Source organism: Pseudonocardia sp. D17, assembly GCF_036984265.1.
GTDB lineage: Bacteria > Actinomycetota > Actinomycetes > Mycobacteriales > Pseudonocardiaceae > Pseudonocardia > Pseudonocardia benzenivorans.
In genome coordinates, this window is record NZ_BPRG01000045.1 from 37,346 (window position 1) to 61,276 (window position 23,931).

19 protein-coding genes are annotated in these 23,931 nt (G+C 73.0%); 2 read left to right on the top strand and 17 right to left on the bottom strand.

Going from position 1 to position 23,931, the window contains the following annotated elements; genetic code table 11:
- Position 1: 1 nt before the first annotated feature.
- On the bottom strand, positions 2-2,458 hold the full coding sequence (ftsH, locus tag PSD17_RS08895; protein ID WP_013678119.1) for an ATP-dependent zinc metalloprotease FtsH: 2,457 nt from the start codon (positions 2,456-2,458) through the stop codon (positions 2-4).
- 358 nt (positions 2,459-2,816) lie between these two features.
- On the opposite strand from ftsH, the gene PSD17_RS08900 reads away from it, so the two are divergent.
- On the top strand, positions 2,817-3,764 hold the full coding sequence (locus tag PSD17_RS08900; RefSeq protein ID WP_339122354.1) for a serine protease: 948 nt from the start codon (positions 2,817-2,819) through the stop codon (positions 3,762-3,764).
- Positions 3,765-3,788: 24 nt separating this feature from the next.
- Here the strand turns inward: PSD17_RS08900 and hpt are convergent, their stop codons facing one another.
- The 4 genes from hpt to dacB all read right to left on the bottom strand — a co-directional run bounded on the left by hpt (position 3,789) and on the right by dacB (position 8,016).
- On the bottom strand, positions 3,789-4,349 hold the full coding sequence (gene hpt / locus PSD17_RS08905) for a hypoxanthine phosphoribosyltransferase (protein ID WP_013678121.1): 561 nt from the start codon (positions 4,347-4,349) through the stop codon (positions 3,789-3,791).
- A gap of 76 nt (positions 4,350-4,425) precedes the next feature.
- The gene (tilS, locus tag PSD17_RS08910) at positions 4,426-5,412 is read right to left on the bottom strand and encodes a tRNA lysidine(34) synthetase TilS (RefSeq protein WP_339122355.1); all 987 of its coding nucleotides are present in this window, start codon (positions 5,410-5,412) and stop codon (positions 4,426-4,428) included.
- Between the two features lie 10 nt (positions 5,413-5,422).
- Complete coding sequence (locus PSD17_RS08915) at positions 5,423-6,484, bottom strand: zinc-dependent metalloprotease (RefSeq protein ID WP_339122356.1); 1,062 nt, start codon at positions 6,482-6,484, stop codon at positions 5,423-5,425.
- Positions 6,485-6,600: 116 nt separating this feature from the next.
- The gene (gene dacB / locus PSD17_RS08920) at positions 6,601-8,016 is read right to left on the bottom strand and encodes a D-alanyl-D-alanine carboxypeptidase/D-alanyl-D-alanine endopeptidase (protein WP_339122357.1); all 1,416 of its coding nucleotides are present in this window, start codon (positions 8,014-8,016) and stop codon (positions 6,601-6,603) included.
- A 161-nt stretch (positions 8,017-8,177) separates the two neighbouring features.
- Here dacB and PSD17_RS08925 point away from each other — a divergent pair, with 161 nt between their 5' ends.
- Entirely contained in the window at positions 8,178-8,681 is a 504-nt protein-coding gene (locus PSD17_RS08925; protein WP_013678125.1) for an inorganic diphosphatase, read from the top strand.
- A 113-nt stretch (positions 8,682-8,794) separates the two neighbouring features.
- Here the strand turns inward: PSD17_RS08925 and PSD17_RS08930 are convergent, their stop codons facing one another.
- From PSD17_RS08930 to PSD17_RS08985, 12 genes are all read right to left on the bottom strand, one after another.
- Positions 8,795-9,637, bottom strand: a complete 843-nt coding sequence (locus tag PSD17_RS08930) for a fumarylacetoacetate hydrolase family protein (protein ID WP_013678126.1) — start codon at positions 9,635-9,637, stop codon at positions 8,795-8,797.
- Positions 9,634-10,026: a RidA family protein gene (locus PSD17_RS08935; protein WP_013678127.1), complete on the bottom strand. Its 393-nt coding sequence runs from the start codon at positions 10,024-10,026 to the stop codon at positions 9,634-9,636. The genes PSD17_RS08930 and PSD17_RS08935 overlap by 4 nt, the downstream gene beginning before the upstream one ends.
- On the bottom strand, positions 10,013-11,230 hold the full coding sequence (locus tag PSD17_RS08940; protein ID WP_339122358.1) for a vWA domain-containing protein: 1,218 nt from the start codon (positions 11,228-11,230) through the stop codon (positions 10,013-10,015). Before PSD17_RS08940 ends, PSD17_RS08935 begins: the two co-directional genes overlap by 14 nt.
- Positions 11,227-12,147 carry an AAA family ATPase gene (locus tag PSD17_RS08945; RefSeq protein WP_339122359.1) on the bottom strand — a complete coding sequence of 307 codons (921 nt, stop codon included), beginning with the start codon at positions 12,145-12,147 and terminating at the stop codon, positions 11,227-11,229. Before PSD17_RS08945 ends, PSD17_RS08940 begins: the two co-directional genes overlap by 4 nt.
- Positions 12,140-12,742 (bottom strand): (2Fe-2S)-binding protein, encoded by a 603-nt coding sequence (locus PSD17_RS08950; RefSeq protein WP_013678130.1) that lies wholly within the window; start codon positions 12,740-12,742, stop codon positions 12,140-12,142. The genes PSD17_RS08945 and PSD17_RS08950 overlap by 8 nt, the downstream gene beginning before the upstream one ends.
- The gene (locus tag PSD17_RS08955) at positions 12,742-13,578 is read right to left on the bottom strand and encodes an FAD binding domain-containing protein (RefSeq protein ID WP_013678131.1); all 837 of its coding nucleotides are present in this window, start codon (positions 13,576-13,578) and stop codon (positions 12,742-12,744) included. Before PSD17_RS08955 ends, PSD17_RS08950 begins: the two co-directional genes overlap by 1 nt.
- A complete protein-coding gene (locus tag PSD17_RS08960; RefSeq protein WP_339122360.1) occupies positions 13,578-16,070 on the bottom strand; it encodes a xanthine dehydrogenase family protein molybdopterin-binding subunit in 2,493 nt (830 codons plus the stop codon). The genes PSD17_RS08955 and PSD17_RS08960 overlap by 1 nt, the downstream gene beginning before the upstream one ends.
- Before the next feature lie 10 nt (positions 16,071-16,080).
- Positions 16,081-16,485, bottom strand: a complete 405-nt coding sequence (locus tag PSD17_RS08965) for a hypothetical protein (protein ID WP_013678133.1) — start codon at positions 16,483-16,485, stop codon at positions 16,081-16,083.
- A 10-nt stretch (positions 16,486-16,495) separates the two neighbouring features.
- Positions 16,496-17,626 (bottom strand): FAD-dependent oxidoreductase, encoded by a 1,131-nt coding sequence (locus PSD17_RS08970; protein WP_103382262.1) that lies wholly within the window; start codon positions 17,624-17,626, stop codon positions 16,496-16,498.
- A 49-nt stretch (positions 17,627-17,675) separates the two neighbouring features.
- A complete protein-coding gene (locus tag PSD17_RS08975; RefSeq protein ID WP_013678135.1) occupies positions 17,676-19,094 on the bottom strand; it encodes an APC family permease in 1,419 nt (472 codons plus the stop codon).
- Between the two features lie 74 nt (positions 19,095-19,168).
- Complete coding sequence (locus PSD17_RS08980; RefSeq protein ID WP_013678136.1) at positions 19,169-20,608, bottom strand: amidohydrolase family protein; 1,440 nt, start codon at positions 20,606-20,608, stop codon at positions 19,169-19,171.
- 200 nt (positions 20,609-20,808) lie between these two features.
- Entirely contained in the window at positions 20,809-23,844 is a 3,036-nt protein-coding gene (locus PSD17_RS08985) for a BTAD domain-containing putative transcriptional regulator (RefSeq protein WP_041760159.1), read from the bottom strand.
- Positions 23,845-23,931 lie beyond the last annotated feature (87 nt).

Here is a 23,931-nt window from a genome sequence, read left to right on the forward strand (position 1 = left end):
ATCAGGCCCCCTGCCCGGGACGCTCGTCGGACCCGTCGCGCGGCGCCGTGCCGTTGCCGCCGCCCTCGGCGGGATGCCCGCCGGCCGCCTGGTGGTCCGGTCCGTGCCCGTTGCCGGTGACGGGCGTCCCGCCCGCGATAGGGCCCGTGGCGGGACCGGTGGCCGGCGCGTCGGGGCCGGGCTGCCACTCCGGGGGCGGCCAGCTCTGCCCGGCCGGGGTGGTGGCCGGACGCCAGTCCGGCGGCGCGCCGTAGTTGGGCGGCACCGCGTTCGGCTGCCCGGGGTTCGACTGCGACGACCGCGGCGGGTGGTGTCCCGCGACAGCCGCCTGACCGGGCCGCAGCGGCACCTGGTGCGTCGACCGGTCCTGCCAGCCCTGCTGGGCCTGCGGGAAGCCGCCGCCCGGGTAGGGCGGCTGGTTGCCGGGAGGACCGCCGTTCGGGCCCGGCGCGGGAACGCCGTTGCCGCCACCGGGGTACGAGCCGACCGGGGCCGGCTCCAGCGCGGGCCGGGTGTCGGGCGGCCAGGGCTCGCCACGCTCGCGGGCGCGCTCGGCAGGTGTCTGGATCGGCGGCTTGTCCGACGGCGTGCGGCCGCCGAAGTCGTTGAACGCCGTGATCCGCGGCCGCTTCTCGACCCGGTCGAAGATCCGCTCGAGGTCCTTGCGGGTGAGCGTCTCCTTCTCCAGGAGCTCGAAGACGAGGTCGTCGAGGACGTCGCGGTAGGTGTTGAGGATCTCCCACGCCTCGTTGTGCGCGGCCTCGATGAGCTTGCGCACCTCCTCGTCGATCTCGTGGGCGACCTCGAGCGAGTAGTCGGCCTGGTTGCCCATCGAGCGGCCGAGGAACGGGTCGCCCTGCTCGCGGCCGTACCGGACGGCGCCGAGCCGGGCGCTCATGCCGTACTCGGTGACCATCGCGCGGGCGATCTTGGTGGCCTGGTCGATGTCGGAGGACGCGCCCGTCGTCGGCTCGTGGAAGACGAGCTCCTCGGCGCTGCGCCCGCCCATCGCGAAGACCAGGCGGCCGATCATCTCCGAGCGGGTCATGAGGCCCTTGTCGTCCTCGGGGACGACGAGCGCGTGCCCGCCGGTGCGCCCGCGCGGCAGGATCGTGAGCTTGTAGACCGGCTCCAGGTCGGGCATCGCCCACGCGGCGAGCGCGTGCCCGCCCTCGTGGTAGGCGGTGATCTTCTTCTCCTGCTCGGAGATGATCTTGCCCTTGCGCCGCGGGCCGCCGACGACGCGGTCGACCGACTCCTCGAGCGCGGCACCGTTGATCAGCGTGCCGTTCTCGCGCGCGGTGAGCAGCGCCGCCTCGTTGATGACGTTGGCCAGATCCGCGCCCGACATGCCCACGGTGCGCTTGGCCAGCCCGTCGAAGTCGACGTCGTTGGCGAACGGCTTGCCCTTCGAGTGCACGGCCAGGATCGCGCGGCGCCCCGCGAGGTCGGGCGCGCCGACGGGGATCTGCCGGTCGAAGCGGCCGGGCCGCAGCAGCGCCGGGTCGAGGATGTCGGGGCGGTTGGTCGCGGCGATCAGGATGATGCCGCCGCGCGCGTCGAACCCGTCCATCTCGACGAGCAGCTGGTTGAGCGTCTGCTCACGCTCGTCGTGCCCGCCGCCGAGGCCCGCGCCGCGCTGGCGGCCGACCGCGTCGATCTCGTCGACGAAGATGATGCAGGGGCTGTTCTGCTTGGCCTGCTCGAACAGGTCGCGCACCCGGGACGCGCCGACACCGACGAACATCTCGACGAAGTCGGAGCCCGAGATCGTGTAGAACGGCACGCCCGCCTCGCCCGCGACCGCGCGCGCCAGCAGTGTCTTGCCGGTGCCGGGCGGGCCGTAGAGCAGCACGCCCTTGGGGATCTTCGCGCCCAGCGCCTGGTACCGGCCCGGGTTCTGCAGGAAGTCCTTGATCTCGTAGAGCTCTTCGACGGCCTCGTCGGCGCCCGCGACGTCACCGAAGGTGGTCTTCGGCATGTCCTTGTTGAGCTGCTTGGCCCGGGACTTGCCGAACGACATCACCCGGTTCCCGCCGCCCTGGGCGTTGTTCATCATCCAGAACAGGATGAGCAGCACCAGGCCCAGCGGGATCAGGTAGATCAGCATGGACATCAGGAACGAGTCCTGACGGACGATCGTGTTGTAGCTCGGGTTGTTGCCCGCCTGGCGCAGCGCGTCGAAGATCGCGCCCGACGACGCCGCGGGGTACTGGGTGATGATCTGCGTGGTCGAGGTGCCGGGCAGCGGGGTGGCCAGCGTGAGCCGGAGCCGCTGCTCCTTGTCCTCGATCACCGCGTCCTTCACGTTGCCGCTGGTGATCTGCGCGATCGCGGTGGACGTCGGCTCCTGCGTGTACCCGCGGGTGTCGTCGAACAGCGTGGAGAAGGCGAAGTAGACCAGGATCACGACGAGGACCCAGATCAACGGGTTGCGGAGCAGGCGCTTGCGATCCATGCAGCATCGGCCTCGCGGCCTTCACCCTCCCTGGACGATTTTCCCGGCGGCGTCCGACACTCGCCCCGAGCAGTCTGTCGGACTCGCACCGGCCCCGGATCAGCCAGGATAGCTGCCCGTCGGGCCGACCGCGGCACCGCTGCTCACCGGCATCGGTGCGCGTGCGGCAGCGCCCCGCGGACGGAGCACCACCGGTACGTGCCCGGGCAACGAACACCACCCCGCCGGTGTTCCCGCCGGCGGCCCCGGGAAGGATCGTCCGGCAAGGGGTATCCCGGGGCTGCCGACGGTCGTTGGGCAGCCGACGAGCACGACACGCGAGGGGGCGTCGACCCACCTCGTTCCGCGGGGGGAACGCATGCGTCGAGGGTCCGGGAACAAGCTGCGCGGGGCGGTCACGGCGGCGGTGCTCACCGCAGCGGCGACCGTGACGGCACTGGTGCTGCCCGCGACGGCCACGGCGCAGCCCGCGCGCCCCGCGGCGGCCGTCGCCCCCGCGGCCCCGGCGGCCCCGGCCTGGGCGCCCGAGCAGAGCGCGGCCATCCACCCCGGCGTCCTCACCACGACGACGGGCGGCGGCCAGTGCACGTCGAACTTCGTGTTCACCGCGGGCGGACGCACCTACCTCGGGCAGGCCGCGCACTGCAGCGCCACCGGCAAGGCCACCGACACCGACGGGTGCACCTCGACGTTGCTGCCGCTGGGCACCGAGGTCGACATCACGGGCGCGACCCGCAAGGGCGTGCTGGCCTACAGCTCGTGGTCGGCCATGCAGGCACGCGGCGAGACCGACCGGGGTGCGTGCGGGGCCAACGACTTCGCGCTCGTCGCGATCGACCCGGCCGACGTCGCGTCGGTCAACCCGACGATGCCGTTCTTCGGCGGCCCGACCGGTGTCTCCTCGGCGGGGCTGCCCGAGGGCGCGCAGACGTTCACCTACGGCAACTCCCCGCTGCGCGGCGGCATCAGCGCGCTGAGCCCCAAGGGCGGCGTGAGCGCGGGCGACACCAACGGCGGCTGGGGCCACGAGGTCTACACGACGAGCCCCGGCGTCCCCGGTGACTCCGGGTCGGGCTACCTCGACGCGGACGGCGGCGCCGTCGCCGTGCTGTCGACGCTGAACCTCGCACCCCTGCCCGTCAGCAACGGGGTGGCCGACCTGGCCAGGGCGCTGGCCTACGCGAACGAGTACGGCGGGCTGGGCCCGATCGCGCTGGTGCCGGGGACGCGGGCGTTCACCCAGAGCCCGCCCGGCGTCCCCGCGACGGCCGTGGCGGTGCCGGCGGGCCCGCCGCTCGGCGGCTGAGCCGAGCCGGACGGGCGCCCACCGTCAGGCGTAGACCTCGGGTGCGAGCGTCCCGATGAACGGCAGGTCGCGGTAGCGCTCGCCGTAGTCGAGCCCGTAGCCCACGACGAACTCGTTGGGGATGTCGAACCCGACGTACTTGACCGGCACGTCGACCTTGACCGCGTCGGGCTTGCGCAGCAGCGTGCACACCTCGAGCGACGCCGGACGCCGTGACTCCAGGTTCTTGAGCAGCCACGACAGGGTCAGCCCGGAGTCGATGATGTCCTCGACGATGAGCACGTCGCGGCCGGCGATGTCGCGGTCGAGGTCCTTGAGGATGCGCACGACACCCGACGACGACGTCGACGAGCCGTACGAGCTGACGGCCATGAACTCCAGCTGCACCGGCAGCGGCATCGCCCGCGCGAAGTCGGTCATGAACATCACGGCGCCCTTGAGGACGCCGACCAGCAGGAGATCGGTCTCCCGCCCCCGCGGACGATCGGCGTAGTCCCGCCCCACGAGCTCGGCGAGCTCGGCGATCTTGTCGCGGATCTGCTGCTCGGTGACCAGGACGGACGCGATGTCGCCGTCGTCGTACACGGGGTGGGCCTCCTCGGTCCGGGCTCGTCGGCCCGACGTTCGTGCGGTCGTGTCCCCGGGACGTACCTCCGCGGGCTCAGCCCACCGGCGGTGGCTCGGCCCGATGCAGGGAGAGCCTGCCATCTCGGCGGACCAGGTCCAAACCGCCCGGGAGGGCGACGCCGCCCTGACCGCGCCAGCGTCCGACGAGATCGTCCACGGCGCGCAGGTGGAGGTCGGTGAGATCTCTCACACCGCTGGTCAGGAGCCATTCCCGGAGGGCTCGGCGGCGCACGGCCTGCGGTGCCGGGCTGAGTGTCGCGGCCCGCAGGCCCCCCTCGGGGAGCCGGGCCGCAGCCAGCAGCTCGCCGGCCAGTGCGTCGAGCACATCGCCGTCCTCGCGCAGCTGCGCGGCCGTGCGGACCAGCGCCTCCGCGACCCCGCCCGCGAGCACGTCCTCAAGCAGCGGCAGCACCTCCCGGCGCAGCCGCACGCGGGTGAAGCGGGGGTCGTCGTTGTGCGGGTCGTCCCACGCGGTCGCGCCCAGCTCCGCGCACGCGGCCCGGGTCGTCGCACGCCGGACGCCGAGCAGCGGCCGCGCCCACGGCGGGTCCCACGGCCGCATCCCGGCGATCGAGCGCGGCCCCGAACCGCGGCCGAGCCCGAGCAGGACGGTCTCGGCCTGGTCGTCGAGGGTGTGCCCGAGCAGCACCGGGCAGTCGGGAGCCGGGCGTGCGGCCAGCAGCGCGGCGTACCGGGCGCGCCGGGCCGCCGCCTCCAACCCGCCCGGTCCGCCGACGACGACCGGGTGCACCCCGGCCGGGACGCCCCGCGCGCCGAGATCGGCGGCCAGCGCGGCCGACCGGGCGGCGGAGCCCTCCTGCAGCCCGTGGTCGACGATCGCCGCCGTGACCCGTCCGGGCAGCTCGGCGGCGGCGGCCAGGGTCAGGGCGAGCGAGTCGGCACCCCCGGAGCAGCCGACGACGACGGGCGCCTCCCGCACCGGCGCGGGCAGTGCCACGAGCGCGCGCCGGACCGCGAGCCGCAGCGACGCCACGGCGCTCCCCGCCCGGGTCGTCGTCACCGCGCGCCGCTCAGCCCATCCGGCGCAGCCACGCCGCCGGCTCGGCCAGCTCGGCCCGCGTGGGCAACGTCTCGGGGGACTCCCACACCCGGTTGAACCCGTCCATCCCCACCGCCAGCACCACGTACGACGTGAACGCCGCCCCGACCGCGTACTGCTTCATCTTCGCCTCGACGCCCAGCAGCGCACGGAGCAGCCGGTCGAGCAGTCCGCCGCCGCGGCGCCGGACGGTGAACCGCTCACGGATCGTTGCGACGCTCGGCACCACCGACGGGCCGACGGCGTCCATCACGTGGTCGGCGTGGCCCTCCAGCAACGTCGTCAGCGCGAGCAGGCCGTCGAGCACCTCGCGCTGCTCCGGGCCCTGCAGCAGCTCGACGACGGCCAGCGCGTCGCCCTTCGTCTCCCGCATGCGCCTCGCGACCTCCGGCAGCCGCGACAGGACGTCGCTGCCGTCGGTGTCGGCCAACGAGAGGAACTTGCCGACCTGTCCCGCGAAGTGGTCGCGCAGCCACGGGACGGCGGTGAACTGCAGCCTGTGCGTTGCCTCGTGCAGGCAGACCCACAGGCCGAACTCGGCGGCCGGGACGTCGAGCGACTGCCGGGCCGCGTGCACGTTGGGCGCGACCAGCAGCAGCCGGCCCGCGCCGTCGGGGCCGCCGAAGGGGTCGTACTGGCCGAGCACCCGCCCGCCCAGGTACGCGAGCACCGACCCGACCTGCAGGCCGGCCGTCGTCCCGGTGACGGCACGGGCGACCCGGGCCGTGCGGGGCAGCGACGCGCCCGCGGTCAGCGCGGCCATGCCGTCGACGGCCGCCGCGGCCCACGCCGGCCGGTCGACGACGTCGGCGGGCAACAGCGGAAGGCCCGCGCCCAAGCCGGTGACCTGGCGGACGTGCCCCTCGGCGACGGCCGCGTCGGCCCGCAGCCGGACGACCAGCTCGCGGGCCTCGGCGCGGGACGCCTGCGGGCCCGGGCCCATCAGTCGGCCGGCGGTGCGCTTGGCCAGGTCCCAGTTGACGGGCAGGCCGGACGGGGCGGGCACAGGGGTCTGGGTCGGAGCGGACGGCACCTACCCGAGGCTACGCACCCGGGGCGGTCCGGCCGCACCCCGAACGGCACTCCATCTGCCTCGTGGGCCGGCGTCCTACCTCGTGGGTCGGCGTAGTCGGCTCGGGGGCCGGGCCGTCAGCGGCAGCCGCAGCGGCTCAACTCCGCCGCGATCGCGTCGGGGCGGGGCCGGACGTCGGCGGGGCTGGGGCCGTTGGACATGAACGCGAACACCAGCAGCCTGCCGTCGGCGTCGGTGACGACGCCCGCGAGGCTGCTCACACCCGTCAGCGTGCCCGTCTTCGCGCGCACCACCCCGCGCCCGGCCGCGGACGTCCCGGTGCCGAAGCGGTCCTCCAGCGTCCCGTCGCCGCCCGCGACGGGCAGGCCGGCGAGGATCGGCCGCAGGAAGTCGGTGTCGTCGGGACCCTGCGGCGGCGCGGCGGCGGCCGCGAGGATGCCGGTGAGCAGTCGCGGCGGGATGCGGTCGACCGTCGAGAGCCCGCTGCCGTCGACCAGCACCGCGCCCGACGGGTCGATCCGGGCCTGGCTCAATGCGGCCAGCACCTGCGCCGCGCCGCCGGTGAACGACGGCTCCCCGCCACGGGCGATCGCGACCTCGCGCGCGAGGATCTCGGCCGTCACGTTGTCGGACGCCTCGAGCATGTACTCGATCAGGTCGGAGATCGACGCGGACGACACCGTGCCCAGTACCTGCGCGTTCGGCGGCGCGGTGCCCGAGCTGACCACCGACGGGTCGAGCCCCAGCTCCTTCGCGAACGCCTGGCCCGCCGCACCTGCCGGGTCGGCGACGCGGGCACCGTCCTGCGCGGTGGGGTCGATGCGCCCGCCGTCGAGCATCAGTGGCTCGATGGGCGTGATGTCGCCGCCCGCGATGTCGGCCCGGTCCCACCCCTGCGCGAACGTCGGCCCCGTGTAGCGGCTGGTGTCGACGATCACGGAGGTGATCTTCTGGTTCCCCATCGACTTCTCGACCGCGGCGGCGAGATCGGCCAGCCGCGGGGCATCGGGGTAAACGGAGTCCTTGCCGGGGGGCAGGTCGGTCAGCGAGGGGTCACCGCCGCCGACGATCACGACCGAGCCGGGCGTCGGGCCCTGGACGACCTTCGTGTAGAGGTGATCGGTCCCCGCGAGCGTCAGCAGCGCGGCGGCGGAGGTGAGCAGCTTGGCCGTCGATCCCGGGGCCAGCGGCTGGTCGACGGCGCGCTGCCACAGCTGCGACCCCGTCGAGGGGTCGACGACGGCACCGCCGAACGTCCCGAGCGCGCTGGTCCCGGTGACGGGCTGCAGCGCGGCGGTCAGGCCGGCGGCCGTCGGCAGCGGCGCGTCGGCCGGGAGCGGCCCCAGCGCGGGCACCGGGACCGGGATCGCCGGGGCGTCCGCGGCCGACGAGCCGAGCAGCTGGGGAGCCGACAGCGCGACCGCCGAACCGATCGCCGCGGCCGTCACGAGAACAGTGAGCACCGCGACGCCGCGGCGCAGCCCACGACCCGGGACTCGGAACGTGTCGCCGATCCGACGTCCGAAACCCACCCGTTCCTCCTGCCTGCGACCTCTCTCACGGGCGTGACCCGCACCCCCGGAGGGCCCACACCGTCGGGCGGTCCCCCACACTAGAGGTAGGCGCCGGGGCCGGTCGCCCGACCGGCGTCGGCTCCCGACAGCCGCCACCGACCCATCAGGAGCAACGAACCGTGGACTTCGACGTCACCATCGAGATCCCCAAGGGCGGCCGGAACAAGTACGAGGTGGACCACGAGACGGGACGCATCCGCCTCGACCGGACGCTCTTCACCGCGACCCAGTACCCGGCCGACTACGGATTCATCGAGGACACCCTCGGGGAGGACGGCGACCCCCTCGACGCGCTGGTCCTCGTCCAGGAGCCGACGTTCCCGGGCTGCCTGATCCGCTCGCGCGCCATCGGCATGTTCCGGATGAAGGACGAGAAGGGCGGCGACGACAAGGTCCTCTGCGTCCCGGCCGACGACCCGCGCCAGGAGCACCTGCGCGACATCCACCACCTGCCCGAGTTCGACCGGGCGGAGATCCAGCACTTCTTCGAGATCTACAAGACGCTGGAGCCGGGCAAGAGCGTCGAGGGCGCGACGTGGGTCGGCCGCGCCGACGCCGAGTCCGAGATCCTCGCCTCCCGCAAGCGCGCCCACGAGGCCGCCGCGGAGCACGAGGACCACTAGCGTCCGTTCGCACGTCCCCCGGTGGCGGCCGCGTCAGCGTCGCCCGGCGGCACCGGGTGGGCCCTCTGCGGCCCGGATCCTCTCCTCGGCCCTCGACGGCCGGACTCGCCGTGTCAGCGGACGTTCTGTCGCTGACGACCGAGACCGTCGATCTCCATCTCGACGACGTCCCCGCGGCGCAGATGCGGAAAGCGACCCGAGAGGGCAACGCCCTCGGGCGTCCCGGTCAGTACGAGGTCACCCGGCTCGAGCACCAGCCGGTGGGACAGCACCCGGACGAGAGCTGCCACCGGGAAGACCATGTCCTTCGTCGACGAGTCCTGGCGTGGCTCGCCGTTCACCCAGGATCGCAACCGCAGCGCCTGCGGCTCGACCTCCGCGGCCGGTACGAGGTCGGGACCGAGCGGACAGAACGTCGGGAACGTCTTGCCCGTCGACCACTGGCCCCCTGAGAGATCGAACTGGTACTCGCGCTCCGAGACGTCGTTCGCGACGACGTACCCGGCGACGTGGGAGAGCGCGTCCTCGTCGGTGACACAGTTCGCGGCCCGTGACCCGATGACGACGGCCAGCTCGACCTCCCAGTCGCCACGGGTCGAGCCCGCCGGCAGCACGACGTCGTCGTCCGGTCCGACGAGGGTGTTGGGGTGCTTGAGGAACAGGATCGGCTGCTCGGGGACCGGGCTGCCGGACTCGGCCGCGTGAGCGGCGTAGTTCTGCCCGATGCACAGGATCGCCTGCGGTCGCGCGACCGGCGGGCCGATCCGCAGACCGGCGGGATCGACGACGGGGAGCCGACCCGCACGAGCCTCCTCCGCTGCCCGGGTGAGGCCGTCCGCGGCGAGGAAGGCGCCGTCGATGTCGGCGGTCAGCGGTGTGAGGTCGAAGACGGTGCCGTCGATCTCGACGACCGGACGTTCGGAACCTGCCGGGCCCAGCCGGCGGAACGCCGTCACGACGGGATCCCGACGACGGCCTCGATCTCGACGAGCAGCTCGGGCAGGACCAGCGCGGACACCTGCACCAGCGTCGACGCCGGCTTCGCGGCGCCGAAGAACTCCTTGCGAACCTCGTTGACGGCCTGGCGGTCGTCGATGTCCGTCAGGTAGACGGTGACCTTCAGTACGTCGGCGAACGACGCCCCGACCAGGCCGAACGTCCTGCCCAGCAGCTCGTGGACGTACCGGGCCTGTGCCGTGACGTCCCCCTTGCCGACGACCTCGCCGTCGGGTGTGAGGGCGACCATCCCCGAGACGTGGAGCAGGTCGCCGAAGCGGACGGCGTCGGTGTAGTGCGAGACGGCGGGCGGCCCGCCGGGGACGACGAGCTCCTCACGAACGGTCATGGGCTCCTCCGGGGTTGCGATGGTGTCGTTCGAGGTGGTCGGCGACGCCGCGCAGGGCGGCGGTGCCGGAGAGGTCGAGGTGGTCGTCGACGTGGGGCAGCGCGGCGCGCAGCCCGCGGACCTGGGGATCGAAGCCGGTGGCGGCGGCGTGCGGGTCACACCAGACGACCCGCCCGACGCGCTCGCGCAGCCGGCGCAGCTGGGCGGCGAGGAGGTCGGGCTCACCGACGTCCCAACCGTCGGACAGCACGAACGCGACCGTCCGCGGGGTGAGCCCCGGCTCGACGGCGTCGACGAACTCCCGCAGGCAGTGGCCGATCCGGGTGCCGCCGGACAGCGCGCCCGCCCGGGCGGCGAGCCTGCGGACGGCGACCTGTCGCGGGTGGCGCCGCAGCTCGGCGCCGACCAGGGTGAGCTCGACGTGGAAGACGCCGGCCTCGACGAGCCGCGCGTGCCGCGCGAGCGCGTGTGTGACGGTGAGGAACAGGCCGGTGACACCGGCCATCGACGAGCTGACGTCGCACAGCACGGCGACCTCGGCTCGGGCGGGCCGCGGCCGGGTGTGCAGCAGCTCGACGAGCTCGCCGGAGCGCAGCCCGTGGCGAAGGCTGGCGCGCAGGTCGAGCAGGTCCCCCGCCGGCGCGGTGCGGCGTCGCCGGCCGGGTGCGCGGGCGAGGGCCCGCACCATGCGGCGGACCTCCGTGTCGACGTCGTCGTCGTCCACCGCGGTGACCGGCATCGGTTCCCCACGTCGCAGGCTCGCGGTCGGTCGGGGCACCCGGCGGTCCCCCTGCCGGCCCGCGTCCCCGCCGCTGTCCCCGTCCTCGGCGGCGCCGCCCTCGGCGGGCGAGGTGGACGTGTCCCCCGCCACGGGGTCCGCGGCGGTGACGGCGACGTCGGCACGGCTCCAGAAGACCGGGAAGACCAGGTCGAAGAGCCGGGTCGACGGCCGATCGGAGACCAGCGTGGCCCGCATCGCCGCCTGCACGTCCTCCCGGCGGTCCAGGGCGACCTCACCGAGCGCGCGGACGGCCCGGGCGGGCGCCCCGCCGGGGACGGCGGCGCCACAGGAACGCAGCAGCTCTGCGAAGATCACGATGTCGTCGGCGAGCCGACCGGTGCGCCGGCGGCGGGCGTCGCGGGCGCGCGCGACGCTGTGCCGCGCTCCGCCGCGCCCTCCCGGTCGCGACGCCTCGCCGCTCACCCGCCGCCCACCGCGCGCAGCAGGCGCGCGCCGTCGCCTGCACGGAACCGCGCGAGGTCCGCTGCGTCCTTGACGAGGCAGCCGGCCGTGCCGTGGACGGTGTCGGCGTCGAGGGAACCGTCGAGCGCGGTCAGCGCCCGGACCCAGTCGACGGTCTCGGACACCCCGGGCGTCTTGCGGTAGCCGCTCGCCCGGACCTGCGCGACCAGCGCGCACGCGCGCCGGACCAGTTCCTTGGACGCCCCGGGGACGAGGGCCTCCACGATCCGCACCTCGCGGTCGGTCGTGGGGTAGGGCAGCCAGTGGTAGAGGCAGCGCCGGCGCAGCGCGTCGGACAGGGCGCGGGTGCGGTTGGCGGTGAGCACGACGCGGGGCCTGCGCGTCGCGACGATCGTGCCGAGCTCGGGGACGGTCACCTGGAACTGTCCGAGCACCTCCAGCAGCAGGGCCTCGAACTCCTGGTCGGCCCGGTCGACCTCGTCGACGAGCAGGACGACGGGTCGGTCGTCCTGCGGGTCGATCGCCTCCAGCAGAGGCCGGCGCAGCAGGAAGTCCGGGGAGAACACCTCCGCGCGCAGCTCCTCCCCGACCGGCCCACGCGCCTCGGCCATGCGGATGGCCAGCAGCTGGCGGGCGTAGTCCCACTCGTAGAGGGCGTGGTGGGCGGCGAGGCCCTCGTAGCACTGCAGCCGCACCAGCCGCGCGCCCGTCGCGGCCGCGAGCGCCTCGGCGACAGCCGTCTTCCCGACGCCCGGCTCGCCCTCGAGGAGCACCGGGAGCTCCAGGACCTCCGCGAGGTGCAGGACGAGCGCGAGCTCACGGTCCGCGACGTACCCGGTGCCCCCGAGCGCCGCGACGAGGGAGGCGACGGCGTCGGCGGGAGCGGTGTCGTCAGCGCCGCCGGCGGGCTCAGCCACCGTCGGCAGCGGCCGTCGCTCCGTGCGCGGCACCCTCCGGCGCCGGGTCCCCGCGCAGCTCGGCGGCCGCCTCCATCGCGGCGTCGACGATGTGCTGATAGCCGGTGCAGCGGCAGAGGTTGCCGGCGATCGCCCGGCGGACGTCGTCGCGGGTCGGCTCCGGGTTCTCCTCCAGGTAGTCCTTGAGGACCATGACCATCCCCGGGGTGCAGAACCCGCACTGCACCGCGTGGCACCGATGGAACGCCGCCTGCACCGGGTGCAGGTCGTCGGGCGTCCCGCGGACGGCCTCGAGCGGCCGGTACATCCCCGCGAGGCTCTGCGTCGTGATGTGGTCGACGGGGGCGAGCCGCTGTGGGGCGAGACCCTCGATCGTCGTGACCTCGGCGCCGTCGACCTGGACGGCGAGGACGTTGCAGGACTTGACGACATCACCGTCGACCTCGATCACGCAGCATCCGCAGCGCGCCTCCAGGCAGCCGTTGTGGGTCCCGGTCAGACCGGCCACGTCGCGGACGAACTCGAGCAACAGCGTTCGCTCGTCGATCTCGGCGCTGACCTCGCGGCCGTTGACGGTGAGGCAGACCTTCTGCATCAGGCACTTCCCTGCTGGGTGCGGGCACGGTCGACGGTGCGGCGGACCAGGGTGCGGACCAGCTCGCGGCGGTAGCGCGTGGGTTCGTCCGTCGCGTCGGGGAGGACGGACGCGGCCGCGACCTCCCCGGCGTGCGCGCCGGTGGCCCCGGCGTCGACGGCGAGGACGACGGGGGTGGCGGTCGCCCCCGCGACGGTGACCCGGACCGCCGCCGGCGTTGCGCCGGAGCCGCGGCGGAGGGCACAGGTCGCCGAGACGATCGCGGCGTCGAACACGCGGTGGCGGAACTTCTCGAAGACCACGGCGTCCCACGTCGCCGGCGGCGGCAGCACGACTGCGGTGAGGATCTCGTCCTGGCCGATGGCGGTGAGCCCGTTGCCGAGCAGGAACTCCCCCGCCGGGAGGGTCCGGTCGCCCCCGGCCCCGCTGATCCGCAGGACCGCGTCGACCCCGACGGCGAACGCGGGCACGTCGAAGCGGGGGTCGGCGGCGCACAGCGCGCCGCCGATGGTCCCCCGGTTGCGGACGGGACGGTCGGCGAGGTCGCCCGCGACGTCGGAGAGCACGCCGTGCCAGCCGCGCAGCGCGGCTCGGGTCAGCGCGGCGTAGGTCGTGGCCGCGCCGACGACGAGCGCGCCGTCCGGCTCGGTCGTGACCCCGGCGAGCCCGGTGATGCCGCCCAGCGAGACCAGGTGCGACGGCCCGACGGTGCGCTCCTTCATCGCCAGCAGCAGGCTCTGGCCGCCCGCGATCACACGCGCTCCGCTGCCGTGCTCGCGCAGCAGGGCGACGGCCTCCTCCGTGGTGTCGGGGGCGAGCCAGGTGAACGGCCGCATCAGTCGTCGTCCTCCCAGTCGAAGTCGAAGTCCAGGTCGGCGCCCGCCGAGACCGGCGACGGCCAGTCGGCGTGACGGCGGGGCCCGGTGAAGTCGGGCATGTCGTCGGGGTAGCGCAGCGTTTCGACGCCCTGGCGCTCCTTCTCCCGCAACGCGACGAGCATGCGCTGCGGTGTGATCGGCAGGACGGTGAACCGAACCCCGGTGGCGTCGAAGACGGCGTTGCCGATCGCGGCGGGGACGGGACCGGTTCCTGACTCGCCCGCGCCCTTCTGCCCGCCCGGGATCATCGTCGAGGGCGCGGGGATCTCCGCCGTCTTGGTCAGCTCGGGGACGTCGGGCGCGGTCACCGCCAGGTAGTCCTTGAACGAGGCGTTCAGCTGGCGGCCCTGCGCGTCGTAGACGTAGTCCTCCGACAGCGCCATCCCCAGCCCCATGGCGAAGCCGCCGTGGTGCTGGCCCTCGACGACGAGCGGGTTGATCACCGTTCCGGTGTCGTGGACCATCGCGTAGTCGACGACGGTGACGCGGCCGGTGTCAGGGTCGACACGGACGTGCGCGGCGTGGGCCGCTCCGGAGTAGGTGACGCTGAGGTTGCCGGACCCGTCGCTGCCCTCACGCTCCGTCGGGGTGTCGTAGGTCGCGACGGTCTCCAACGTCGGCTCGAAGCCGGGCGGGAGCTGGTGGGTGCGGTATGCGGCCGTCGCCGCGATGATCTCCAGGTAGATGCCGCTGTCGGGCAGGCCCTTGACGAAGACGCGGTCGTGGCCGGTGTCGAGGTCCTCGGGCCCGACCTCCAGGACGTGCGCCGCGATCGCGAGGATCTTGTCCCGCAGCCGTTCGGTGGCGAGCCGGCACGCCGTGCCCAGCACCGCCGCCCCGCGCGAGGCGTAGGTGCCCAGCCCGAACGGGGCCGTCATGCTGTCCGGCGGGGCGAGGCTGACCTTCTCGATACCGACGCCGATCCCGTCCGCGACGATCTGCGCCAGCATGGTCGCGTGGCTCTGCCCGTGGCTGACGTCGCTGGAGTAGATCGTGACGGTGCCGTCGGTCTCGAGGCGAAGCCGCACGGCGGAGAGGTCGGTGTCCAGGGACGGGTGCCGGCAGCTGGTGTACTTCATCGACACCGCCAGGCCCTTGCCCTCGTACCGCGCGCGGGGAGCCGACCAGTCGACGGCCTCGGCGCTCGCCTGCAGGCACTGCTTGATCGAGGTCGAGTCGATCACGTGTCCCATCGGCGTCCGGAAGGGGAACTCGTCGGGGTCGATCACGTTGCGCTCGCGCACGGCGAGCGGATCGAGGCCCAGCTCGCGGGCGGCCATGTCGACGAGCTGCTCCTTGGCCCAGATCGCCTGCGGGATCCCGAAGCCGCGCAGCGGGCCCCCCGGTGCGGTCGTGGTGTGCACGATGTCGGAGTCGACGTGGATGTTCGGGATGGGATACGGCAGCATGCCGACGTTCGTGCCGATGTGCACGACCTGGTTGCCCCACACCGACATCGCCCCGGTGTTGTGCACGACGTAGTCCCGGTAGCCGGTGATCTCGCCGTCGGCGGCCATGGCCAGCTCGGCGTAGCGGACCTGGGCGTTACGGGTGGTGCCGGACCGGAAGATCTCGCCGCGGGAGAGCACGAGCTTGACCGGGCGGCCCAGGCGCATGGAGAAGAGCGAGGCGATCACCTCGTGCCCGAAGATCTGCGCCTTCGACCCGAACCCCGCGCCGACATCGGGCACCACGACCCGGACCTTCGTCCGCGGGATCTGCAGGACGTCGGCGAGCACGTCCCGGACCATGTAGATCGACTGGGTGGACGAGTACAGCGTGAGCACGCCGGTGAAGGAGTCGTAGTCGGCCACGCACCCGTGCGGGTCGAGGGCCGCACCGGCCTGCTTGTTGGTGGCGAACCGCTGCCGGACGACGACGGCCGCCCCGGCCTCGGCGGCGCCGAAGTCGCCGATGCGCACCTTGTAGCGGTCGAAGACGTTTCCCTCGCCGAACTCGTAGACGATCTGCTCCTGGACGAGCGGCGCGTCCGGCGCCAGCGCCTCCTCCGGGTCGACGACCGCCGGCAGCTCGTCCAGGTCCACGCGCACGGCCTCGCAGCCGTCCCACGCCTGGTACTTCGTCTCGGCGACGACCGCGGCGAGCTCCTGGCCCTGGTAGAGGACCTTGTCCGTGGCGAACGGGAAGTGGTCGCCGACCAGGAGGTCCTGCATGAGGTCGCCCCACGGCTTGACCTTGCCGACGAGCTCGGCGCCGGCCAGGGCGTCGAGGACGCCGGGGACCTCCAGCGCCGGCGCGGTGTCGATCGAGCGGACCCGGGCATGGGCCACCTCGCTGCGGAGGATCCGCGCGTGCACCATCCCGGGCAGCCGCAGATCGTCGACGAACCGCGCGGTGCCCGTGAGCAGAGCCAGGTCCTCCTTGCGCGGGACGGAGGTCCCGACCAGCCGCGGCGCCACGCCCGTGGGACGGGCCTGTGTCTCGGTCACGTCCTCCTCCTCACCACGTCAGAAAGGAGATCGCGGCGAGCAGGCGCCGTCGCTCGACCTCGTTGCCCCGGATCTTGATCCGCCCGGAGATGGACTCGATGGCCGACGTCGTCTCGTCGTAGTAGATGCGCTGCATGGTGTCCGCGAGCATCACGGTGAGGATGCGCGGCCGCTCCGGGAGCCCGACACTGACTTTCTGGACGACGCCGTCGTCGATCAGGACCGTGAAGTCCTGCTTGAGGTCCGGCATCCGCACCACGAGCGGCCAGTTCCGCCACGACGAGACGGCCGCGACCGTGTCGGGGTTGGCGTTCCACTTCTTCGCGTAGTACTCGTCGAGCACGTCCCGCATGTACTCCGCCGTGATCTTCTCCGGCCGCGGGAGGTACTGCGTGCCTGTGGTGTCCTCGCTCATCGTCATCTCCTCACCGGGCCCCGAAGGGCCGGTGTCGCGCCGCCTTGTTCAGCTGCCGGTCCACCCACGGAATCCTGGTCACCGTCTCCAGGACCTGGCTGCGCCGGTGCGCGAACCGGTCCGGCCACGCACTCGCGACCCGACCGTAGAGGTCGGTCCAGCGCTGGATGTGGTCGGTGAGTGGGCGCTCCTCCCGCTCCCAACGGGCCAGCGCGGTCGCTACGTCGGCGTCACGCTCCAGGTACTCGGCCAGGGCCAGGCAGTTCTGGAACGTCAGGTTCGCACCCTGTCCGAGGTTGGGCGGCTGGCCGTGGGCTGCGTCGCCGACGATCGCTGCGACGCCACGCGACCACGCCCGCGGTGTCACCCGCATGGCGCGGTCCCAACGGCCCGAGTCGTCGATCCGCTCGATGATCCCGCCGAGCATCGGGAAGGAGGCGAGCCAGGACTCCTTGTCGACGGGCACGCGGCGGCCGGCCTCGTCGTCGACGGGACAGCACAGGCAGACGTAGTCCACGTCGTCGGTGCAGGGGTCGTAGAGCAGCCGGCGCGACCCGCTCCAGTACTCGGTGACCTCGGTGTCCGGGTCGTCGGGGCGGCGCGGGATGAGCAGCCGCGTGTAGCCCTCGTCGAGATAGTCGACCCGCCTGGTCAGCAGGAGCGCCTCGCGCAGCCGGGAGAACACCCCGTCGGCCGCGACGACGAGGTCGGCCTGCAGCGTCTTGCCGTCCTCGATCTCCAGCTCGCCGCGCGGGGTGATCCCGATGGCCGTGGACCGCAGCTCCACCTCGACGCCGAGCTCCCCGACGCGGGCGATCAGCGCGTCGTAGAGATCGGCCCGCGGCGGGAGGATCAGCCGGTCCTCCGTGCCGAAGGAACGACGCAGCAACGGCCGACCGTCCTGGTCGCGGGCGACCATGGTCTCGATCCGCTTCGCCCTCGCCGTGGCGGTCTGCTCGACGCCGAGGGCCTCGAGCGAGCGCAACCCGTTCTCCCACAGCCAGATCCCGGCGCCGAACATGCGCAGGTCGTCCGACCGCTCATGGACGCGGACGCTCCATCCCTTCTGGGCGAGCGCGATCGCCAACGCGAGTCCGCCGAGGCCGGCACCCGCGATCTCCGCGTGCCTGGTCGTGCTCATGCAGGGTCCTTCCGTGGTGCGGTGGGGCCGTGGGGTGGCGGCGGAGGGCCTACAGCCGGGCGGCCGACGTGCGCCGGCGCAGCAGCTGCTGGCGGTAGAGGGCGCCGCGCTTGGTCCGCGGCACCACGAACATGTCGTAGAGGACGACGACGACCACCAGGGCGGCCCACGTCGTGGCGGCGGCCCAGTCGGTCGCCGCGATGGCGATGCCGACGATCGCGGTGACGACCAGCAGGAAGACCGCGAGCGGCGTGCCGAGGCGGGCCACCAGCGGCCGGTCGAGATCCTTGCGCCGCTTCATGAGCAGGTAGAACAGCGCGACGAAGAAGTACAGCGTCGCCGACCACGTCGACAGCACGTGCGACACGAACGTGAAGTCGCCGATGTAGACGCCGATCAGCGCGAAGACCGCGAGAATGAGGATCGCCACCCAGGGGACCGAGCGGCGCGAGTAGCGGCCGATGACCCGCGGCAGGGCGCCCTGCTGACTGTAGAGGGCGAGGATCTTGCCCATGCCCATGAAGTAGACCGACAGCGTCGTGTAGGTCGCGATGAGCATGGCGATCAGCGCGAGGAAGAACAGCGGGTTGTTCCCGAACTTCTCCTCGACGACCCCGATCGTCGGGACCGGCATGAGGACCAGCGCGGCGATCGGGAGGCTGCCCAGGATGCCGATGGCCAGCGGGATCTGGCGGATCCACAGCTGCCACGCCGCGGACAGCAGCCCGATGTCGCGGGAGCGCCGGAAGTCCTTCCACTCGTCGACGAGGACCTGCTGGACCTCCATGATCCCGGCCATGATCCCGAGCCAGAGGCCGACGATCGTGAAGAAGCCGAGGAACGTGATGGGGGTCGGCGAGGGCCAGTTCAGCGAGAACGAGTCCGCGTTGGCGATCAGGGCGAACACGCAGATCGCCAGCACGATGTCGGCCACGAGCGTGATGACGACGAGCGTCGACTGCACCTTGCCGGTGATCTGGTGGCCCAGCAGGTTCAGTGCCAGGACCGGCACGAGCACCACATAGGGCCAGATCGCCGCCGGGACGCTCGGGAAGAGCAGCGCGAAGAGCTCGTTGGCGATCAGCAGCTCCAGCCACATGAACGCGCCGTACACCGGCGCGTAGAGCACGAGGTAGCTCGTGCCGAGCGGGAAGACCCCCGCCTCACGCGCGTAGGACTGGAGCGACCCGGGCTCCGGGACGGCGGTGATCATCTCCCGGTACAGCCACCAGGCCGTGTGGATGATCACCACACCGCCGACGAACCCCAGGATCGACCAGAGGATCCCGAAGGACGAGGCGATGAACACGATCCACGCCCAGCCGGCGGTGAAGAGCATCTCACCGGTGCCGATGGCGGAGACGTCGAACCAGGAGAGCGGTTTCTCGTCGACGAGCTCGATGTCGTCGAGGCCGTCCTCGGACAGTGCGTCCGACAGGGGGTCGGAGATTTCGTCACTCGTGGACACGGGCGTCCCTCTCTCGTGGGTGGGATCACGGATGGGGCTTACACGGTGCAGCGTGGGCCGCCGGACACGGCTCCTCAGAAGGTGCCTGCGGAACGTTCCCGACGGCCCATGTCCGAGACCAGGTCGGCGGCGCGTTCGTCGTCGAAGCGGAACTCCCCGGGCGTGGCGAGGTCGCGAGGGTCCGCACCGTTGCCCAGCCCGTGGACGACGTCGTAGGTGAGGTCGGTGACCGAGTAGCCGATGCCGCGCTCGTGTGGCCACGAGCGGGCGATGGCGTCCTCGTCGAACTCGACGACCCGGCCGTCCTGGACCACCGTCTCGATCGCCTCGCGGCGCTGCAGGACGGTGATGTCGGCGACCGGGTCGCCGTTCACGACGATCAGGTCGGCGATCATTCCAGGGGCGACCGTCCCGATCCTGCCCTCGAGGCCGAGCATGAGGGCGCCGTTGCCGGTGCCCGCCTGGATGGCCTCCAGCGCGGTCAGTCCCGCGTAGCGCATCAGCAGCTCGAGCTCCCGGGCGTGCCAGACACCGTAGGGGCTCAGCGAGAACCCGGAGTCCGTGCCGAGGACCATGGGGACGCCGGCCGCGTGTGCCCGGTGCAGCGCGTCGGCGGACTTCTCCAGCATCCGCTTCATCCCGTCGCGCAGCGGGGCGGGGGCACCGACGAGATGGCCCCAGTCCCCGGCGTTGGCGAGCAGCAGCAGGGTCGGGACGAGCGGCGTCCCGGACTCGGCGAGGTGGGCGACGGTCTCGTCGCTCAGGATGTTGCCGTGCATGATCCAGTCCATGCCGGCCGTGACGGCCGCGTCGACCTCCGCCGAACCGCGGGCGTGAATCGTGATCTTCTTGCCGAGCTGGTGGGCGAGATCGGCGAGCACCGTCATCTCGTGCGTGGTGAACGCCTGGAAGTCGCCGTAGGGGCTGTCGGCGAGCTTGATCAGGTCGACGCCGTTCTTCACCTGGTGGCGGACCTCGTCGATCATGTCGTCGAGCCGGTTGTGCACGATCCCGATCGAACCCTCGGGCACCCCGACGGAGTCGGGGTACCAGTCCGTGAGCCCGTTGCTGGTGGACAGGTAGCGACCCGCCGACGTCATGCGTGGGCCCTGCACGACCCCGTCGCGGATGGCGTCGCGCAGCGCGACCCCGATGTAGTAGCTGCCCCCGGGCTGGGAGATCCCGGTGACCCCGGCGCGCAGCACCTTCTGCGCGTGGAAGGCGGCCTTCAGCGTGCGCGACTCCGGGCTGGTGTAGAGGTCGATCTCCTCCTCGGACCGCGACTCGCCGTAGGTCATGTGGCAGTGCGCGTCGATCAGGCCGGGCATGACGGTGCGCCCGGTCGCATCGATCTCCCGCAGGGTCTCGCCGCGCGGCACCTGCTCGCGCGTGACGTCCGCACCGACCGCATGGATCAGGCCGTCCCGGACCAGCACCGACGAGTTCGGGACGGGCGGGTTGCCGGCGCCGTCGACGACGGTGCCGTGGGCGATCAGCAGCCAGGTGGACGGCATACGCCGGGCTCCTCGTTCCTTCGTGCGGCCGAGCCGGCCGCGGGGTGATGCGGAACCGTGGCGTGCGGGCACCGGAGGACGGAAGCGGCGGCGTGAACGGCAGCGAAACGAACGAAGTACCCACACGCGTCCGTGCGCATGCCCAAGCCGGTGTCGGCAGGGTCCGTACCGCCCTCACGAGGGGGCGAAACCGGGCCTGATCAGCGGCGGAGATCCTCGACCAGCGCGCACGTCGTCGCGGACGGTTTCGTCCCGAGCTCGCGCAGCGCGCGTTCACACGATCGGTACGCGGCGAGGACCCGGTCCGAGTCCCCCACCGCGTGTGCGAGCCGCATCTGCAGGCGCCAGCCCGCCTCCCGGGCCGGATCCGCCCGCAGGACGGCGGCCAGCAGCTCTTCCGCATGGCGGAAGGACCCGGTCTCGTAGGCTGCCTCCGCCGCCTGGAACCGGACGTCCTTGAGGATCTCCGCGAGCTGGGCACGGCGTTCCTCTGCCCACCCCGACCGGATGCCCGGCAGGTAGTCGCCGCGGCCCGCGATCGCGAGGGCGTCGAGCAGGAGGCCGAGCCGGTCGGCTCCGCGCAGGGCCTGGGCCTGCGCGAGGAGCGACACCACCCGTTTCGACTCGGTCGTCACCCGCACCCGAGATGCGAGCCGCACGACGCCGGGACCGGTCTCGGTCTCCAGCACGTCCGGTACCGCCTTGCGCAGGTGCAGGATCGCCTGCCGCAGGTACGACGACGCGGACTCGTCGCGTCGCCCCTCGAACAACGCATCGAGCAGCTGCGGGCGGGTCGCGTGCTCACGCTCCCCACGGTTCGACAGGTACGCGAGCAGCTCGACGCTCTTGGCGAGTCGCGGCTTGACCTCCTGACCGTTGAGGATCACGGCGGTGCGACCGAACTCCGCGACGTGTACCGCGGCGCCGATCACCTCACCGAGCCCACCGACCCGCGCACTGAGCGCACGGCCCAGCTCGTGCCATGCGGACTCGGCCGTCACCTCGAGGTCGAGGCGACGCGCGAGCACGTCGGGGAACTCGGCCAGTGCGTTCAGCAGGATGTGCGTCGAGCCCTGTCCCCTGGCCGCCTCCAGCGCGACATCCGCCGCAGTGTCCGCAGCGTCCTCGTCCCCGGTCCGCCAGGCGGCTTCGGAGAGGTAGACCGCCGCGGCGGGCAGGTGGAGCAGCCGTCCGCCTCGCTGCATCCCCTGCACCGCGGGCCGCAGGTGGGCGATCGCGGCGTCCACGTCGTCCTGGGCGAGGGCGATCCGGCCCTGGACCGTCGCCAGGTGCTCCGCGATCAGCGAGTAGCTGCGTCCGATCGAGCTGGCGACGAGGGGCCGCAACGCCCGGGTCGCCGCCGCCGGGTCGTGGTCCAGGCGCAGGGCGAACTCCGCCTCGATCAACCGGCTGTAGGCCTCGAACAGGACCGAACCCGTGCCGGCGATCCGCTCGCGCCCGTCGCGCAGCAGACGCCAGGCCGCCTCCTCCTCGCCGAGCTCGGCCATGAGTCGAGGCCCGACCAGCGCCTGGAGCCACACGCTGTGCTCGCTGACCGCGTCGACGAGGCGGTGGTAGAGCTCGAACGCCTCGGCGGTGCGGCCCGTGGCGAGCAGCCCGGACACCATCCAGGAGTCCGCGGCCCGCTGGGCCCACAGCGACGCGGGGCGGGTGTCCATCTCCTGGAGCCGGCCGAGGTCGAAGTGGGCGCGCATGACCAGGGCGTCGAGCGGTCCGCCGCTCAGCGCCCCCAGGCCGGGTGCCACATCGTCGGGCGGGGCCTCGACGTCGACCATCCGCATGGCGTACCGGGCGGCGTCGACGTCGGGCCCCGGCACGCCCGACTCGATCACCTCGCGCATGTCCTCCGGACGTCCGGCGTGCAGGTAGCACCACGCCATGAGTCCCGCCGCCCGTCCCGACGCCTTGGCCAGCTCGTCGCGTCGGCCCGCGGCGTCGAGCCGGTCGGCGAGCCGGACACCCGCGGCGTAGCCCTCGCGGACGACGGCGAGCATCAGCTCGGCTCCGGCGAGGGCGACGTGGTGCTCGCGGCGCACCGGCTGCAGCCGTTCGAGCCAGCGCTCGGCCGTCGGGAAGTCCGTGCGCTCGATCGCGCGCTCGAGGGCCGGCTGGACCACCGCCATGGCCTCGTCCAGTGCATCCGCGGCGAAGAGCTCTTCCAGCGCCTCCTCGTCGTGTCCCGACGCCAGCAGCAGCCGCGCGTAGGCCATCCGAAGCCTGCGCAGCTCCTCCTCGCCGCGTCGTTCGAGCCGGCGCAGGAGGAACTCGCGGAACCGGGGATGGCAGCGCATCCGGTCGCCGTCCCAGCTCACGGGGAGCCGCCGCCCGCGCAGTGCGTGCAGCCGCGACGAGGCCCCGCGCAACCCGACGGCCTCGGCCGCACGCGGCGTGACCTCCTGCAGCACGGCCGTGGTCACGAGGAAGTCCTGGTCGGCCGGGTCCAGCTGGTCGAGGATCTGCGTCGCGAGGTAGCCGTGCAGCGGATCGGCCTCGCCGCCCAGGCCGATGACGTGGTCCGTCGAACGCCAGGCCTCGAACAGGACGCCGGTCAGCCACCCCCCGGTCTCGATCAGGGCCTCCACCGGGTCGATGTCCGTGCGCCCGGACATCTCCAGCGCGTCGGCGGCCTCCTGGACCGTGAGCGCGAGGTCCTCCTCACCCACGGCCGCCACCCACGGTCCCCATCCCGAGGTCGTGACGGCCAGCTCGACCCTGCTCAGCAGCACCAGCCGCGCGGAGGCCGGCAGGTAGTTGACGAAGGCGGACACCACGCCGAGAGCCGCCGGGGAGTCCGCCAGGCGCTCGGCGTCGTCGAGCACGACGAGGACGTCGCTGCCCTCGACCGCCTCCGCGAGGAGCCCCGCGACCTCCGAGTGGGCGAGATTCGCCGCGAGCGCCCCGCTGGCGACACCCCGGATCGCCGGAATCCGGCGCGCGAGCGCCGCCTCGAGATAGACGAGCAGCCGACCGGTGGCGACGTCGGTCGTGTCGAGGTCGAGCCAGGCCAGCGGCCGCTCGAGCCGCTCGGCGGCCTGGAGCACGGCGGTGGTCTTGCCCGCGCCCGCCGACGCGTACACGACGACGAGCCGATGCTGCTCGATCAACCTGGTCAGCAGCGCCTCGACACGGGGCCGGCGGGTGACCGTCGGGCCGAGCGGCGGCGGGGTGATCTTGCGCCGGATGATCCAGTCGGGGTTGTCCGGACGTCCGGTCACACTCACACCTCCGGCGGTTTCGGCCTCGTTCACGCAGTCTGCCTCCGCCGTCCGACATGGGGGTTACGGTCCCCTCCCGAGCAACGG

What these genes read in the sequence shown, in the direction of transcription:
- ftsH (WP_013678119.1), bottom strand. Translation starts at nt 2,458, where the DNA reads ATGGATCGCAAGCGCCTGCTCCGCAACCCGTTGATCTGGGTCCTCGTC.
- PSD17_RS08900 (WP_339122354.1), top strand. Translation starts at nt 2,817, where the DNA reads ATGCGTCGAGGGTCCGGGAACAAGCTGCGCGGGGCGGTCACGGCGGCG.
- PSD17_RS08935 (WP_013678127.1), bottom strand. Translation starts at nt 10,026, where the DNA reads ATGACCGTTCGTGAGGAGCTCGTCGTCCCCGGCGGGCCGCCCGCCGTC.
- PSD17_RS08950 (WP_013678130.1), bottom strand. Translation starts at nt 12,742, where the DNA reads ATGCAGAAGGTCTGCCTCACCGTCAACGGCCGCGAGGTCAGCGCCGAG.
- PSD17_RS08955 (WP_013678131.1), bottom strand. Translation starts at nt 13,578, where the DNA reads ATGCGGCCGTTCACCTGGCTCGCCCCCGACACCACGGAGGAGGCCGTC.
- PSD17_RS08965 (WP_013678133.1), bottom strand. Translation starts at nt 16,485, where the DNA reads ATGAGCGAGGACACCACAGGCACGCAGTACCTCCCGCGGCCGGAGAAG.
- PSD17_RS08970 (WP_103382262.1), bottom strand. Translation starts at nt 17,626, where the DNA reads ATGAGCACGACCAGGCACGCGGAGATCGCGGGTGCCGGCCTCGGCGGA.
- PSD17_RS08980 (WP_013678136.1), bottom strand. Translation starts at nt 20,608, where the DNA reads ATGCCGTCCACCTGGCTGCTGATCGCCCACGGCACCGTCGTCGACGGC.